The following is a 15,970-nucleotide window of genomic DNA, read 5'->3' as shown; positions in this document are numbered from 1 at the left end:
CGATGGGTATAAGAGACCGGTCTTCGCGCTCGGCTCGTGGCACGTCTACGACCGCATGCACTTCGAGGACACCGTCGCCCTGCTGCGCACCGCGATCGACCGTGGCATCACCCTGTTCGACGTCGGCGTCTACGCGGCCCCCGGATTCCCACCGGCGTTCACCGACGTGCTCTTCTCCGCCGCGATCCGCGCCGCGGGCGTCGCCCGCGACGAGTACCTGCTCTCCGAGAAGCTCTGGCTCGAGGGCTGGGACGCCGCGACCGGGTTCCGGGCGCAGCTCGAGGCCGCACTGTTCCGCGTCGACAGCCCGAACGCCGACCTCGTGATCCTCGGCGACCTGCGCCGCGACGATCTCGAGCTGCGCGACATCGTGCTCAACCTCGCGTCCCTGCGCGACGCCGGCCTGATCCGCGCCTGGGGCGTGAACAACTGGTCGGCGGGCAACGTGCAACGGCTCATCGACATCGCCGCCGCCGAGGGCGTCGACGGCCCCGCGATCGCCCAGCTCAAGTACAGCGTCTCGCGCCGCTCGATCCCCGACGGTGCGCCCTTCGCGAAGCTCTGGGAGCAGGGTCTCTCGATGCAGGCGTCCGACGTGATGGAGGGCGGCTACCTGGCCGGCAAGGTCGCCACCGACCGCGAGGTCGGGCGCGATCCCGGCGGGATCCGGCAGCGGATCATCGACGACGTTCCGGCGTTCGTCGCCCTGGCCGAGGAGCTCGAGACCACCCCCGCGCAGCTCGCCATCGCGTTCACGCTCACCCACCCCGCGACCGCGACGACCCTGTTCGGGGCGTCGAGCGTCGCCCAGCTCGAGGCAAATCTCGGCAGTCTCGAACTGGTCGAGCGGGTCGGGGCGCCGACGATCCGCGAGCGCGTCGCCCCGTTCTGGGCCGACCGCGACGTCGTCGATCCGGAAGGGCCGTGAGCATGACCGCGCCCGCAGCAACGTCCCCGGTACCGACGGCTCACGCGCCGACGGTCGGTGCGCCCCCGACGACACCACCGGTCGCGCACGGCTCCCCCAGCGTGGCCCCGGTCCCCTTCGCCGCCGAACTGCAACCGCTGATCGACGCGATGGCCGCGAACCCGATGCCGCCCCTGACCGAGGAGAATCTGCGCGACGGAGGCGCCGCCTTCGGGCCGGACTTCCCCGACGGCGCGGGCGCGGTCGCCGGCCGAGGCGTCTCGGCGGAGGAGCTCGTGATCCCCGGCCCCGCGGGCTCCCCCGATCTCGAGATCACCGTGTTCCGCCCGACCGGCCCGTCCGTCGGGCCCCTGCCGCTCCTCGTCAACTTCCACGGCGGCGGCATGATCGTCGGGCACCGCAGCTGGGAGCACGGTCGTCTCGTCGACCTCGTCGAGACCCACGGCGCGATCGGCGTGAACGTCGAGTACCGGCTCGCACCGGAGCACCCCTTCCCCGCCGGTGTCGAGGACAACTACGCGGCGACGGTCTGGGTCGCTGAGCGCGCCGCCGAGCTCGGCGGCGATCCGGATCGCCTGATCGTGATGGGCGGCAGCGCCGGGGGCGGGTTCGCGGCGGCCGTCGCGCTGCTCGCCCGCGAGCGCGGGGGTCCGGCGATCGCCGGCCAGCTGCTGCTCTGCCCCATGCTCGACAACACCAACCGCACCGTCTCGTCGCTGCAGTACGACGGGATCGGCACCTGGACGCGCGACGCGAACCTGCTCGCGTGGCGGCTCGTGCTCGGCGAGGAGCTCGCCTACTCGGACGCCGCTCCCGCCGCCGCCGCACCCGCTCGCGAGACCGACCTCTCGGGTCTCCCGCCCGCGTTCATCGAGGTGGGGTCCGCCGAGATGTTCCGCGACGAGGACACCGCGTTCGCGAGCCGGATCTGGGCCGTGGGCGGCGAGGCCGAGCTGCACGTCTGGTCGGGCGGCTTCCACGGCTTCGACGTGTACGCGCCCGGCAGCGAGCTGACCCGCGCGGCGCTCGCGGCACGCGATTCCTGGCTCGCGCGCGTGCTGGGCACCGCCGACTCCGACGGAGACGCTTCGTGAGCGGCGCGACGACCGGTGGTGGCGCGGAGGCCGCAGCGACGGTCGCGGCCGGTGCGCCCTGCCGCGCGACTCCGCCGGATCCGCGGCCGATGCCCGTGCCCTACGACCCCGCGCTCGAACCCGGCCTCGCGTTCTTCCTCGACCTCGTCGAGCGGATCCCGCTCCGCGCGCACACGATCCTCGAGAACCGCGCGCACTTCGCGACCATCATCCCGCCGATGGAGGCGCAGGTCGAGGGTCGCGCCGTGACGTGGGAGGACCGCTCGATCCCCGGCCCCGAGGGAGCGCCCGAGGTCGAGATCACCATCGTGCGACCCGCCGGCGTGTTCGACGGGGCACGACCGATCGTGCTCGGGATCCACGGGGGCGGCTACGTGCTCGGCACCCGATTCTTCGAGACGTCCGAACTGGTCGATCTCGCCGAGCGCTACGGCGCGATCGGCGTCGGCGTCGAGTACCGGCTGGCCCCTGAGCATCCTGCGCCCGCCCAGGCCGAGGACTGCTTCGCCGCGCTCGCCTGGGTCGTCGCGCACGCTGCCGAGCTCGGCGGAGATCCCTCCCGGATCGTCGTGACCGGCGCATCGGCCGGCGGCGGGCTCGCCGCCGCCGTGGCGCTCATGGCGCGCGACCGCGGGATCGCCCTCGCGGGCCAGCTCGTCGGAGCCCCGATGATCGACGACCGCAACGACACGGTCTCGGCCTGGCAGTACGACGGCTTCGGCGCCTGGGATCGCAACAACAACGACACCGGGTGGGACGCGATGCTCGGGACCGACCGCGGCACCGAGCACGTGCACCCGTACCGGGCCCCGGCTCGCGCGACGGATCTGTCGGGACTGGCGCCCGCATTCGTCGAGGTCGGCGCCGCCGAGGTGTTCCGCGACGAGGCCGTGGCCTACGCGAGCCGTATCTGGGCGGCCGGCGGCAGCGCCGAACTGCACGTCTGGTCTGGCGGCTACCACGGCTTCAGCGGGTTCTCGCCCGACGCCGTCGTCTCGCAGGCTGCGGATGCCGCGCGCGACAGCTGGTGGCGCCGGGTGCTCGAGCCGTGAGCGCGACGACCGCGGCCGCCGTGCGATCCGGATCGAAGCGCCCGATGGGCCTCCTGCGCCTCACCCTCGTGCTCGGGGCGCTGGAGGCCTTCGGGCCGCTCTCGATGGACGTGTACATGCCGCAGCTCCCGCAGCTCGCCGCTCAGTTGCAGACGTCCGACGCGCTCGCTCAGGCGACTATGTCGGTGTGCATGATCGGGCTCGGACTCGGGCAGCTCATCGCGGGACCCCTCTCCGACCGCTTCGGGCGCAAGCGCCCGCTCGCCATCGGCGTCGCGAGCTTCGCCCTGCTGTCGGTGCTCTGCGCGATCGCACCCAGTATCGAACTGCTGCTCGTCGCACGCTTCCTCCAGGGGCTCGCCGGCTCGGCGGGGGTGGTGATCAGTCTCGCCGTCGCCCGCGATCTGTTCCAGGGGATCGCGCTCTCGCGCATGCTCTCGATGCTCGCGATCGTCACCGCGAGCACCCCGATCGTCGCGCCCGTGCTCGGCGGACAGCTCGCCCGGTTCATGGACTGGCGCGGCATCTTCTTCGTGCTCGGCGGGATCGGCGTCGCCCTGCTCGCGGTCGCCGTCTTCGGGCTCCGCGAGACGCTCCCGCCCGAGCGACGGCACTCCGACGGGTTCGTCGGCGGCACCGCCTCCCATATGTCCGAGGTGCTGCGCGACCCGCTCTTCACCGCGATCCTCGCGGCGTCCTGCCTCGGCGGCCTGTCGTTCTTCTCGTACCTGTCGATGTCGAGCTTCGTGCTGCAGGACGAGTTCGGGATCACCCCGCAGGTCTTCAGCCTGCTGTTCGCCGTGAACGCGCTCGCGAACCTGGCCGGATCCCAGATCAGCCGGCTGCTCGTCGGCCGGCTCGGTCCGACCCGCGTGTACCTCACCGGGCAGATCAGCACCGGCCTCGTGGGCGCGGCGCTCCTGGTGGCGACGCTGCTCGGGCTTCCCGCACCCGTGTATCTCGTGCTGCTGGCGCTGTTCCTCTGCGCGATCGGGCTCGGCGGCCCCAACGGCACCACCCTCGCGCTCAGCGGCCACGGCCGTCACGCGGGCACGGCTTCGGCGCTGCTCGGCACCTCGATGTTCACGGTCGGCGCGCTGCTCGTCCCGGTCGTCTCGGCGCTCTTCGGCACCTCGGCCCTGACGATGGCCGCGACCGTGCTCGCGGGCTCCGGCACCGCCGCCCTCATCGGCGTGCTCTTCGTGGGTCGGCTCGCGCCCGCGGAGTTTGGCCGGCCGGTGCGGAGCTGAGACCGACGGGATCGGCACGCCGGTGCTGACCCGACGGGCGACGACGAGCGCCGCCCGCCCCGCTCAGTACTCGCGGAACGCAGGCGCCTGGGCGCGCTGCGCCGCCGTCGCACTCGCGTTCAGGTCTTCGCACCAGCTCGGGTACACGCGGAAGCCGCGCTTGCCCGGGCGCGGCCCGGCGGTGATCCCGAGCGCGGCGAGGTGCTCGGCGGTGAAGCGGAACGCGCCCCTGCGGCCCTCCTGCTCGACGAGCACGATGAGTCCGGCCCCGACCGCGCGGGTGTCGAACGGCGCCGTCTCGCCGACCTCGTCCCGGCGCCAGAACGCGAGGAACGCGCCGGGTTTGGTGGGGGTGGTCCGCGCCGTACGCAGATGCCAGGTCCCGCCGTCGATCTCCGTGAGCCCCGACTCGTAGTCGTTGTTCTGGGATTCGGGCTGCACCGTACCGGTCAGCAGCCCCAGTACGGCGGCGTACTCGGCGAAGGCACGGAACTCCATACCCACCACGCTATCGCGGTGCACCCGCCGTGTTCCCCCGCGCACCACGCGAACGAAATCGGAGATCCGCCGCATTTCGGACGCATCTGAGCGACGGGTCCGAAATGCTGCGGATCTCCGAGAATCAGGCTGCCCGCCCGTCGTGGACGACCGGGCAGACGGCCCCGGCTGAGACCGCGGTCCCTCAGCGCGCGACGGCGTCGTCCGCCTCGCGGAGCGCGAGCCACTCCCCGCGCCGCTCGGCCTGCAGCACCGGATCGGCGACGGGCGACGCGGCCAGCAGTCGCTTGCTGTACGGGTGTTGCGGGTCCCGGGTGACCTGTTCGCCGTCGCCGATCTCGACCAGGTTGCCGCGGTACATCACGGCGACGCGGTGGCAGATGCGGCGCACGACGCCGAGGTCGTGCGACACGAAGAGGTACGAGACCCCGGTCTCGCGCTGCAGGTCGATGAGCAGATCGAGCACGGTCGCCTGGGTCGTGAGGTCGAGCGCGCTGACGGGCTCGTCGCAGATGATCAGGCGAGGCCGGCGCACGAGGGCGCGGGCGATCGCGATGCGCTGCCGCTGGCCGCCCGAGAACTCGCTCGGGTAGCGGTCGACCACGGTCGCGGGCAGGTTGACGCGCTCGAGCATCTCGCCGACGGTCCGCAGCGCCTCCGCCCGGGTGGCCCCGACCGCCGAGAGCGGTTCGGCGAGGATCTCGCCCACCGTCATCATGGGGTTCAGCGAGCCGTAGGGGTCCTGGAACACCACCTGGATGTCGGAGGCGAGCTCGCGCCGTCCGCGCCCCGTGAGGTGCGTGATGTCGCGGCCGTCGAACTCGATGCGCCCGCCGGCGACCGGCACGAGGCCCAGGATCGCCTTGCCGAGCGTCGACTTGCCCGATCCGGACTCGCCGACGAGGCCGACGCACTCCCCCGGGCCCACCTCGAGCGAGACCTCGTGCAGCACCCGGTTCGGGCGCCGCTTCGAGCCGTACTCGACGATCACGTTCTCGGCCCGCAGCAGCGGGGTGGATGCGGTCATGCTCCGGCCTCCTCGGTCTTGACGCGTGCGGCGATCGTGGCTCCGGTGCTCGATGGTGCCGCACCTGCGAGCACAGCCTCGCGGTCGAGCTCGACACGGCTGGCCGCCCCGTCGAGCGATGCGGCGATGAGCTCGCGGGTGTAGGGATTCTCGGCGTCGGCGAAGATCGGTCCGACGTCGTCGATCTCGACGATGGCTCCGGACCGCATCACGACGACGCGGTCGCAGATGTCGGCGACGACGCCGAAGTTGTGCGTGACGATCACGAGCGCCATCTGGTACTCCTGCTGCAGCTCGCGCAGCAGTTCGAGCACCTCGGCCTGCACGGTCACGTCGAGCGCCGTGGTCGGTTCGTCGGCGACGAGCACGGACGGCTTGCCCGCGATCGCACCCGCGATGAGCACGCGCTGGGCCATGCCGCCCGACAGCTCGTGCGGGTACGACTTCATGACCCGAGCGGGATCCACGATCCCGACCCGCTCCAGCATCGCGAGCGCGCGCTCGCGCGCCTCGGCGCGCCCCATGCCGTGCACCGCGCGCAGCGGCTCGATGAGCTGCGCGCCGATCGTGTACGAGGGATCGAGGTTCGTCATGGGCTCCTGCGGGATGTAGCCGATCTCGGAGCCGAGCAGGCGGGCGCGGTCCTTGCGCGAGAGCGTGGTCACGTCCTCGCCACCGATCCAGATGGCGTCGGCCGTGTAGTAACCGGATTTCGGCAGCAGGTCGAGCATCGAGAACACGGTCTGGGACTTGCCCGATCCGGATTCGCCGACGATGCCGAGCACCTCGCCCGGGGCGACGTCGAGGGTGATGCCGTGCACCACCTCGACCTCGCCCGCCGCGGTCTCGTAGTTCACCCGCAGGTTCTCGAGCCGCACGGCCGAGTCGACGGCGGCGACCGAGATGGATCCGGTCGTGGTGGACTTCGGCGCGGCGCGGTTCGCGGCGTTCGCCGCTTCGACCGCACGCCGCTGCTTGCGCGAGAGCACGGGCTGCTTCGAGTTGATGACGTCGCCGAGAGTGGAGCCGAGCACCGCGAACGCGGCGATCGCGACGCCGAGCGCGATGGACGGCCAGAGCAGCAGCAGCGGCGCGGTGCGCATCACCTGGAAGCCCTCGTTCATCGCGGCGCCCCAGCCCGGGGTCGTGCCGCCGCCGATGCCGAGGAACTGCAGGCCGGCCTGCATGCCCATCGCCATACCGGCGGTGAGGGCCGACTGGATCACGATCGGTGCGATCACCTGACGGATCACGTGGCGCGACATGATGCGCAGATCGGTGAGCCCCGCGACGCGCGCCGCGTCGACGTACATCTCGCCGCGCACGGCGAGCACGGTGGAGCGCGTGAGGCGGAAGTAGCCGGGGGCCATGAACACGCCGACGGTGACCATGAGGATCGTGAGGTCGTTGCCCGTGTTCGCACCGACGATCAGGAGGATGATCATGCCGGGCACCGACTGCAGCGCGTCGCTGATCCAGGTGCCGATGCGGTCGGTGACGCCGCCGAAGTAGCCGGCGGCGAGACCCGACGGGACACCGAGCACGAGCGAGGTCAGGATCGAGACGAACGCGCCCCACAGCGTGATCTGGGTGCCCCAGATGAGCCGGCTCAGCACGTCGCGGCCGGTGTTGTCGCCCCCGAGCGGATGCGTCCAGCTCGGAAGCGCCCGCGCCTGCGAGAGGATCACCTCGTTGGGGTCGTGGGGCGAGATCCACGGAGCGAGGATCGCGACGAGCAGGATGAGCGCGAGGACCGCGAGCGAGATGAGACCGGCGGGACGGCGGATCAGCCGCACGAAGACGGATCCGCGGTCGCCGCCACGGGTGTCGACCGCGTCGACCGTCGCCGCGTCGAGGATGGGGCCTGCGGAAGTGGTCATTTCACACGCACCTTGGGGTTGATCCAGCCGAGCACGATGTCGAGCAGGAGGTTGACGATGACGACGAAGACGACGGTGAGCACCGTCACCCCGAGCAGGGTCGGGATGTCGCCGTTCTGCGAGGCCGACTGGGTCAGCTCGCCGAGGCCCTTGATACCGAAGATCTGCTCGACGATGATCGCGCCCGAGAGCAGTCCGACGAACATGAGCGCGAGGACGGTGAGCGAGGCCGGTGCCGAGTTCCGCAGCAGGTGCAGGGCGACGCGCCAGAACGGGAGCCCGCGGCTGCGCAGGGTGCGGGCGTAGTCCTGCGCGTCCGCGTGGATGATGCCGTTGCGCAGCTGCTCGGCGATCATGACGATCGCGCCGAGCGCGAGGGAGACGGCGGGCAGGGTGATGGATCGGAGCCAGCCCTGCAGCGACTCCGCCGGCGAGACGTAGCCGATGGCCGGGAACCACTTGAGCTGCACCGCGAAGAGCATGACGAGCGCGACCGCGACCCAGAAGCCGGGCAGCGCGAACAGGACCACGGAGGCCGCCTTGACGGCCTTGTCGATCCAGCTGTGGGGCCGCAGGCCCGCGGCGGTGCCGAGCACCGCGCCGAGCACCGCCGAGAGGACGACCGAGGCGATCACCAGCGACAGGGTGATCGGGAACCGGATCCCGAGGGTCTTGCCGATCGGCAGGCCGTTCTTCCAGGAGGTGCCGAAGTCGCCCTGGAACAGGTGGACGAGCCACTCCTGGTACTGCACCAGGATCGGGCGGTCGGCTCCGATCTTCGCGGTGAGCGCCTGCACCGCCTCCGGGGTCGCGTTGCTGCCGAGCAGCCCGAGCGCCGGGTTCGGGATCGCGGCGTGCGCGAGGAAGAAGGTGCCGCTCGCGACCACGAACAGCAGCACGACTCCGAAGAGGAGTCGTTTGAGCACGAAGGGGATCATCGGGTCTCCCGGGTCGAACGATGAGAAGAGAGTGGGAAGCGGGGTCGCGGGTCGGGGCCGCCGTGGCGGCCCCGACCCGCGGGGGTCACTTGGTCGAGATCTGCCGGAGCGTCGGGAACATGAGGCCGATGACCGGTTTCACGGTGAATTCCTGGGTGCTCACGTAGGTGTTCTCGTTCTGACCCCAGACCGCGTTGTAGGCCTGGTCGGTGACGAGCTCGTTGAGCTTCTCGATCTCGGTGTTCTGCGCGTCGCCGGGGGCGGCCGCGAACACCTTGTCGAGCTGCGCCTGCACGCCGTCGAGGGTGTCGATGCCCGGGTTCGGGTTGTACCACTGCGGCTTGGCGATCTGGCGCTCGACGGTCGCGACCGGGTTCGAATCCATCGCGATCACCGCGATGTACATCGGGTACTTGCCGGCCTTGCCCATGTAGCTCATGAAGTCGGTCGAGTCCCACTTCACCTTGATGCCGAGCTGCTTGAAGGTCTGCTCGGTGATCGCCTGGTAGGGCTGGAACGGCGGGGCCATCGGCATGCTGATCTCGAAGCCGTTCGGATAGCCGGCCTCGGCGAGCAGCTGCTTCGCCTTCGCGATGTCGTACTTGTAACGGTCGTTGAGCGACTTCACGTAGCCCGTCTGGTCGACCGGGAAGAACTGGTTGGTGACGTAGCCCTGGCCCTGCGCGATGGAGGTGTGCATCGCGTTCGTGTCGAATGCGTAGTTGAGCGCCTGGCGCACCTTGAGCTTGCCGATCGGCGAACCCATGGCGCCCGAGCGGTCCGCGAACTGCAGGCCGGCCCACATCGAGAGGCCCTTGGCGACGTTCCAGTCGTTCTTCTTCGCGGCGTCGCTGCCGGTCTTATCGGTGTAGATGAGGTTCAGCTGGCCGGCCTCCATCGCGTTGAGCATGGCGGTGCCGTCGCTCAGCGGGGTGATCTTCAGCGGGTCGAAGGGGAACTGCTTCGCGTCCCAGTGGTCCTTCACCTTGTCGAAGTCGTACTCGCTGCCCGGGGTGCTGTTCTCGCCCAGCGTGTAGGGGCCGGAACCGACGGGCTTCTCGGAGAGCTTGCCGCCGGTGATCGCCTTCGGCGAGGCGAGGTAGCTGCGCCCGAGGCCCATGAGGTAGAGCATCGTGTCGTCGCGCTTCTTCATGTGGAAGACGATCGTGTGGTCGTCGGTCTGCTCGATCGACTCGACGTTCGTGTAGGCCTCCTGCGAGGTCGGCCCCTTCTGCAGGTGTTCGAGGCCCGTCACCGCGGCGGCCGCGTCGAGCTTGGTGCCGTCCGAGAACTTCGCGTCGGTGCGGATGTCGAAGGTGACGGTCTTGAAATCGGACGACACCTCCCACTTCTTGGCGATGCCCGGCTGCGGCTCGCCCTTCTCGTTGGTGGTGAGGAGCGCGTCGTAGACCGCCGACAGGTAGGGGCCGTCGAAGCCGAGGTCGGCGCTCGCGGGATCCCAGTTGGTGACGTCCAGGAAGTTGCCGATGCTGAGCGGCACGCTCGCACCGGCCGCGGCACCGTTGCCGCCGGAGCCGTCGGACGAGCAGCCGGTGAGCGCGAGCGCGACGGCTGCGAGCGCCGCGACGCCCGTCAGAGTTTTCTTCATCATGTCTACTTCTCTCGGTATTCGGACATGCGGGTAGGTATGGGGTGAGGCTCCGCCTGCGTATCCACCTCGCCTGTCCGAAACTCGAGGTTCCCCGGCTGCGATGGACGCCACGTCGGTGTGCCGTCGCGTTTCATTCTACAAACGTTGACAAAAACCACAAGCGGTCGCGAGATCAATTTTCGGCAACGGTTCGAGCGGCCGAAAATCCGACTCGCTGGCCCCGGCCGGGCGGGATCGTATACGATCTGACTGACCCCGACGAAGTGGAGGCTCAATGCTCACCCCCGAAGAGATCGAGACGATCGCAGACGAACTCGTGCGCGCGGATCGCGAACGCACCATCGTGCCGAAGCTCACCACCCGCTACCCCGGCATGACCATCGAGGACTCCTACGCGATCCAGAAGATCTGGACCGACCGCCGCATCGCCGCGGGCCGACGCCTCGTCGGCCACAAGATCGGCCTCACCTCCAAGGTCATGCAGCTCGCGACCGGCATCACCGAGCCCGACTACGGCGTGATCCTCGACGACATGGTCATCGAATCCGGATCCGTCGTCGAGTTCGACCGGTTCTCGAACGTGCGCATCGAGGTCGAGCTCGCCTTCGTGCTCGCGAAGCCGCTCGTCGGCCCGAACATCACCATCTTCGACGTGCTCGACGCGACCGCCTACGTGGTGCCCGCGCTCGAGATCCTCAACGCGCACATCGAGCTCGAGGGCCGCACCATCGTCGACACGATCAGCGACAACGCCTCCACCGGCGCGATCGTCCTCGGCGGCCGCCCGGTCCCCGTGGGCGAGCTCGACCTGCGCTGGATCTCGGCCCTGCTCTACCGCAACGAGACCATCGAGGACTCGGGCGTCGCGGGCGCCGTGCTCGGCCACCCCGCCATGGGGATCGCCTGGCTCGCGAACAAGCTCGCGCAGCACGGGCAGTCGCTCGAGGCCGGCGAGGTCGTCCTCGCCGGATCCTTCACCAAGCCCATGTGGGTGGAGCGCGGCGACACCGTGCACGCCGAGTACCAGGGACTGGGGTCGGTGACATGCCGGTTCCTCTGACCCTCCCCCCGACGTTCCGGGACCGTCTCGCCGGGGCCGACGGGCGCGCGCTCATCGGCCTCTGGACCTGTGCCGGCAGCCCCGTCACCGCCGAGATCGTCGCGGGATCCGGCTGCGACTGGGTGCTCCTCGACGCCGAGCACTCCCCCAACGGCCTCGAATCGGTGCTCGCCCAGCTGCACGCCATGTCGGCCTACCCGGCGACTCCGCTCGTGCGCCCGCCGTTCGGCGACACCGTGCTCATCAAGCAGTTCCTCGACCTCGGCGCGCAGAACCTGCTGATCCCGATGGTCGACTCCGCCGAGCAGGCCGAGCAGATCGTGCGCGCTGCGCGCTACCCGCTCGGCGGTGTCCGCGGGGTCGGATCCGCGCTCGCGCGCTCCGCGCGCTGGAACCGCGTCGACGGCTACCTCGGCCGCGCGAGCGAGACCATCAGCCTCACCGTGCAGATCGAGTCCTCCGATGCCGTGCAGGACGTCGAGCGCATCGCGGCGGTGGACGGCGTCGACGCGCTCTTCGTCGGCCCGTCCGACCTCGCCGCGTCGATGGGCCACCTGGGCCAGCAGAGCCACCCCGAGGTCGTCGACGCCGTGCTGCGCTCCATCGCGGCCGGCCGTGCCGCGGGCACGCCGGTCGGCGTCAACGCGTTCGTGCCCGCCGATGCGGAGCGCTACATCGCTGCGGGCGCCAGCTTCGTCGCGGTCGGGGCCGATGTCGCGATCCTCGCGCGGCAGACCGAGGCGCTCGTGGACCGCTTCGCGGGTGCCGCCGGCGGCGAGCGCGCGAGCTACTGAGCTCCGGTGGTCGGGCGAATCCTCAATCAGCGGGATCGGTCCGCCCCTTCCCGAAGCCCGCAAGATCGTATATGATTTGAGATACAACGAAGTGAGCGAGACACCATGACCTACGGAATCGACACCCCCGGCAAGATCATCGCCGTGCACCTCAACTACCCGTCGAGGATCGCGCAGCGCGGTCGCACGCCCGCGTTCCCCTCCTACTTCTTCAAGCCGGCCTCATCGCTCGCCCCGACGGGCGGCACCATCGAACTCCCCGCCGGCACCGAGTTGCTCGCGTTCGAGGGCGAGATCGCGCTCGTGATCGGCGAGCCCGCCCGCTGGGTCTCCCCCGAGGACGGCTGGAAGCACGTCGCGAGCGTCACCGCGGCCAACGACTTCGGCCTCTACGATCTGCGTGCCGCCGACAAGGGCTCCAACGTGCGCAACAAGGGCGGCGACGGCTTCACCCCGATCGGCCCGGCCGCGATCCCGACCGCCGGCATCGGCGAGGGCGACTGGCGCGTACGCACCTGGGTGAACGGCGCACTCGTGCAGGACGACACGAGCGACACGCTCAAGTTCCCCTTCGGCCAGCTCGTCGCCGACCTGTCGCAGCACATGACCCTCGAGACCGGCGACGTGATTCTCACGGGAACCCCCGCCGGATCCTCCGTCGTCGTCCCCGGCGACGTCGTCGAGGTCGAGGTCGACGCGCCGAACGCGCCCGGCGCCCCGAGCACCGGCCGCCTCGCGACCACCGTCACGCAGGGCACCACCGCGTTCGGCGACTTCGGCAACCGTCCCAAGATCGACGACCTGCAGCGCATCGAGGCCTGGGGCAGCGAGGCCGAGCACGCGGCGGCCGTCGCCGCGGGTCGCGCGACCCCGCTCGACGGCCCGGCGGCATCCGCTCTGACCGACGAGATCCGCGCGCAGCTCGACGGCGTCGCCGTCGCCACGGTCTCGGCCGCGCTGCGCAAGCGCGGCTACGTCGACATCTTCATCGACGGCGTGCACCCGAACCACGAGGGCGACCGGATCCTCGGCACCGCCAAGACCCTGCGCTTCATCCCGTTCCGCCCCGACCTCTTCACGGAGCACGGCGGCGGATTCAACGCCCAGAAGCGCGCCTTCGACACCGTGAACCCCGGTGAGGTGCTCGTGGTCGAGGCCCGCGGCGTCCCCGAGACCGGCACGGTCGGCGACGTGCTCGCCCTGCGCGCCCAGGTGCGCGGCGCCGCCGGCATCGTGACCGACGGCGGCGTGCGCGACTTCGCCGCCGTGCAGGAGTTCGACATCCCCGTCTTCTCGCAGGGCGCCCACCCGAGCGTGCTCGGCCGCCGTCACGTTCCGTGGGAGGTCGACGTGACGGTCGCCTGCGGTGGCGCAGCGGTGCAGCCCGGCGACATCATCATGGGCGACCGCGACGGCGTCATCGTGATCCCGCCGTTCCTACTCGCGGAGGTCGCGGCCGAGGCCGCGGCCCAGGAGGAGGCCGACGCGTGGGTCGCCGAGCAGGTCGCCGCCGGCGCCCCGGTCGACGGCTTGTTCCCCATGAACGCCGAGTGGCGCGCCAAGTACGACGCCTCCCGCGCCGCCGGGGCGGGGTCCTGACATGGCCGTCGTCCCCAAGAGCGAGCAGGCGTACCGCCTGGTCCGCGAACGCATCGAGAGCGGGCAGTACGTGCCCGGCTACCGCCTGGTGCTCTCGCCCATCGCGTCTGAGCTCGGCATGTCCGTGGTGCCCGTGCGCGAGGCGATCCGCCGCCTCGAGGCGGAGGGCTTCGTCACCTTCGAGGCGAACGTCGGCGCGCAGGTCTCCCTCATCAAGGAAACCGAGTACCTGCACACGATGCAGACGCTCGCGCTCGTCGAGGGATCCGCGACCGCGCTGGCCGCGCCCACCGTCTCGGCCGATCAGATCGCACGGGCCCGCCGGATCAACGCGCAGATGCGCGAGACCCTGACCCGCTTCGACCCGCAGGCGTTCACGGATCTCAACCTCGAACTCCACTCCGTACTGTTCGAGAGCTGCCCGAACCCGCACATCCTCGACCTCGTGCACCGCGGCTGGAACCGCATGAAGGTGCTGCGGAACTCGTCGTTCAGCTTCGTCCCCGACCGCGCAGCAGCATCGGTCGACGAGCACGAACGGCTGCTCGACCTCATCGAGGACGGGGCGTCGCCGCTCGAGATCGAGCTCGCCGCCCGTAACCACCGACTCGCCACGCTCGACGCAGTGCTGGCGCACCAGGACCAACTCACCCATCAGAGGAGGAAGACCGCATGACCCACCAGAAGCCCGAGGGGCTCCCCGAGAAGATCCAGCTCTTCATCGACGGCGAGTTCGTCGACGCGCAGGACGGCGCGACGTTCGACGTCATCGAGCCCGTGTCGAACGAGGTCTACATCACCGCCGCCTCGGCGAGCAAGGCCGACGTCGACCGCGCCGTCGCCGCGGCGAAGCGCGCATTCGACGAGGGCCCCTGGCCCAAGATGCTCCCCCGCGAGCGCTCGCGGATCCTGCACAGGGTGGCCGACATCGTCGAGTCCCGCGACGAGCGGCTCGCGCTCCTGGAGAGCTGGGATTCGGGCCTCCCGATCACCCAGGCGAAGGGCCAGGCCCGCCGCGCGGCCGAGAACTTCCGGTTCTTCGCCGACCTCATCGTCGCCGAGCACGACAACGTCACCAAGGTGCCCGGGCGCCAGATCAACTACGTGAACCGCAAGCCCAAGGGCGTCGCGGGCCTCATCACGCCCTGGAACGTCCCGTTCATGCAGGAGTCGTGGAAGCTCGCGCCGGCCCTCGCGACCGGCAACACCGTCGTTCTGAAGCCCGCCAGCTACACCCCGCTCTCGGCCGCGCTGTGGCCCGAGATCTTCCGCGAGGCCGGCGTGCCCGACGGCGTCTTCAACCTGATCCTCGGTTCGGGCGGCGTCGCCGGCGACGCGCTCGTCAAGCACCCCGACGTCCCCCTGATCTCGTTCACCGGCGACAGCTCGACCGGTGCGATGATCTCGACCAACGCGGCGCCCTTCCTCAAGGGCCTGTCGCTCGAGCTCGGCGGCAAGAGCCCCTCGGTGGTCTTCGCCGACGCCGACCTCGAGGAGGCGCTCGACGCCACCGTGTTCAGCGTGTTCAGCCTGAACGGCGAGCGCTGCACCGCCGGCAGCCGCGTGCTCGTCGAGCGCTCGATCTACGACGACTTCGTCGCCCGCTACGCCGAGCGCGCGAAGAACATCGTGATCGGCCTGCCGTCCGACCCGGCCACCGAGGTCGGCGCGCTCGTGCACCCCTCGCACTTCGAGAAGGTCATGAGCTACGTCGAGATCGGCAAGGGCGAGGGCCGCCTCGTAGCCGGCGGCGGACGCCCCGAGGGCTTCCCCGAGGGCAACTACGTCGCCCCGACCGTGTTCGCCGATGTGAAGCCCGACGCACGGATCTTCCAGGAGGAGATCTTCGGACCCGTCGTCGCGATCACCCCGTTCGACACGGACGAGGAGGCGCTGGAGCTCGCCAACGACACCAAGTACGGCCTCGCGGCCTACGTCTGGACCTCGAACCTGAAGCGCGCGCACAACTTCGCGCACGGCATCGAGTCGGGCATGGTGTGGCTGAACTCGAACAACGTGCGCGACCTGCGCACGCCGTTCGGCGGCGTCAAGGCCTCGGGTCTCGGCCGCGAGGGCGGCTACCGCTCGGTGGACTTCTACACCACCGCGCAGTCGATCCAGATCACCCTCAACGAGGCCCACTCGCCCCGCTTCGGCGCGGGCAAGTAACCCCCATCCCGCCCTCGTCACCCTGCGCGAGGAACGAGTCGCAGGATGACGGGAACCACGCAAGGAAGC

The 15,970-nt window shown here is 70.5% G+C and carries 14 protein-coding genes; 9 read left to right on the top strand and 5 right to left on the bottom strand.

Going from position 1 to position 15,970, the window contains the following annotated elements; all coding sequences use genetic code 11:
• The 4 genes from BMH31_RS13995 to BMH31_RS13980 form a co-directional block, all read left to right on the top strand.
• The coding region (locus BMH31_RS13995; RefSeq protein WP_099769566.1) for an aldo/keto reductase at window positions 1–928 on the top strand (928 nt) is incomplete at its 5' end.
• Between the two features lie 101 nt (window positions 929–1,029).
• Window positions 1,030–2,022, top strand: coding sequence for an alpha/beta hydrolase (locus BMH31_RS13990; RefSeq protein WP_241898311.1), 993 nt, complete (start codon window positions 1,030–1,032; stop codon window positions 2,020–2,022).
• Window positions 2,019–3,074, top strand: coding sequence for an alpha/beta hydrolase (locus BMH31_RS13985; protein ID WP_241898310.1), 1,056 nt, complete (start codon window positions 2,019–2,021; stop codon window positions 3,072–3,074). Before BMH31_RS13990 ends, BMH31_RS13985 begins: the two co-directional genes overlap by 4 nt.
• Window positions 3,071–4,324, top strand: coding sequence for a multidrug effflux MFS transporter (locus tag BMH31_RS13980; RefSeq protein ID WP_241898309.1), 1,254 nt, complete (start codon window positions 3,071–3,073; stop codon window positions 4,322–4,324). Before BMH31_RS13985 ends, BMH31_RS13980 begins: the two co-directional genes overlap by 4 nt.
• A gap of 63 nt (window positions 4,325–4,387) precedes the next feature.
• Here BMH31_RS13980 and BMH31_RS13975 read toward each other — a convergent pair whose 3' ends face one another.
• The 5 genes from BMH31_RS13975 to BMH31_RS13955 form a co-directional block, all read right to left on the bottom strand.
• Complete coding sequence (locus BMH31_RS13975; protein ID WP_099722708.1) at window positions 4,388–4,822, bottom strand: MepB family protein; 435 nt, start codon at window positions 4,820–4,822, stop codon at window positions 4,388–4,390.
• 184 nt (window positions 4,823–5,006) lie between these two features.
• Window positions 5,007–5,849, bottom strand: a complete 843-nt coding sequence (locus BMH31_RS13970; RefSeq protein WP_099722707.1) for an ATP-binding cassette domain-containing protein — start codon at window positions 5,847–5,849, stop codon at window positions 5,007–5,009.
• The gene (locus BMH31_RS13965) at window positions 5,846–7,729 is read right to left on the bottom strand and encodes a dipeptide/oligopeptide/nickel ABC transporter permease/ATP-binding protein (RefSeq protein WP_099722706.1); all 1,884 of its coding nucleotides are present in this window, start codon (window positions 7,727–7,729) and stop codon (window positions 5,846–5,848) included. Before BMH31_RS13965 ends, BMH31_RS13970 begins: the two co-directional genes overlap by 4 nt.
• Window positions 7,726–8,667 carry an ABC transporter permease gene (locus BMH31_RS13960; RefSeq protein WP_099722705.1) on the bottom strand — a complete coding sequence of 314 codons (942 nt, stop codon included), beginning with the start codon at window positions 8,665–8,667 and terminating at the stop codon, window positions 7,726–7,728. Before BMH31_RS13960 ends, BMH31_RS13965 begins: the two co-directional genes overlap by 4 nt.
• 85 nt (window positions 8,668–8,752) lie before the next feature.
• Entirely contained in the window at window positions 8,753–10,279 is a 1,527-nt protein-coding gene (locus tag BMH31_RS13955) for an ABC transporter substrate-binding protein (protein ID WP_241898308.1), read from the bottom strand.
• 274 nt (window positions 10,280–10,553) lie between these two features.
• Here BMH31_RS13955 and hpaH point away from each other — a divergent pair, with 274 nt between their 5' ends.
• The 5 genes from hpaH to hpaE all read left to right on the top strand — a co-directional run bounded on the left by hpaH (window position 10,554) and on the right by hpaE (window position 15,901).
• Window positions 10,554–11,339 carry a 2-oxo-hept-4-ene-1,7-dioate hydratase gene (gene hpaH, locus BMH31_RS13950; protein WP_099722704.1) on the top strand — a complete coding sequence of 262 codons (786 nt, stop codon included), beginning with the start codon at window positions 10,554–10,556 and terminating at the stop codon, window positions 11,337–11,339.
• A complete protein-coding gene (locus BMH31_RS13945; RefSeq protein WP_099722703.1) occupies window positions 11,324–12,133 on the top strand; it encodes an aldolase/citrate lyase family protein in 810 nt (269 codons plus the stop codon). Before hpaH ends, BMH31_RS13945 begins: the two co-directional genes overlap by 16 nt.
• Window positions 12,134–12,238: 105 nt before the next feature.
• Window positions 12,239–13,732 (top strand): fumarylacetoacetate hydrolase family protein, encoded by a 1,494-nt coding sequence (locus BMH31_RS13940; RefSeq protein ID WP_099722702.1) that lies wholly within the window; start codon window positions 12,239–12,241, stop codon window positions 13,730–13,732.
• A 1-nt stretch (window position 13,733) separates the two neighbouring features.
• Entirely contained in the window at window positions 13,734–14,408 is a 675-nt protein-coding gene (locus BMH31_RS13935) for a GntR family transcriptional regulator (RefSeq protein ID WP_099722701.1), read from the top strand.
• Window positions 14,405–15,901, top strand: a complete 1,497-nt coding sequence (hpaE, locus tag BMH31_RS13930; protein ID WP_099722700.1) for a 5-carboxymethyl-2-hydroxymuconate semialdehyde dehydrogenase — start codon at window positions 14,405–14,407, stop codon at window positions 15,899–15,901. Before BMH31_RS13935 ends, hpaE begins: the two co-directional genes overlap by 4 nt.
• Window positions 15,902–15,970: the final 69 nt, after the last annotated feature.

The organism is Leucobacter sp. OLIS6, assembly GCF_002752355.1.
Classification (GTDB): domain Bacteria; phylum Actinomycetota; class Actinomycetes; order Actinomycetales; family Microbacteriaceae; genus Leucobacter.
This window is presented reverse-complemented; position numbering and strand designations above follow the sequence as displayed.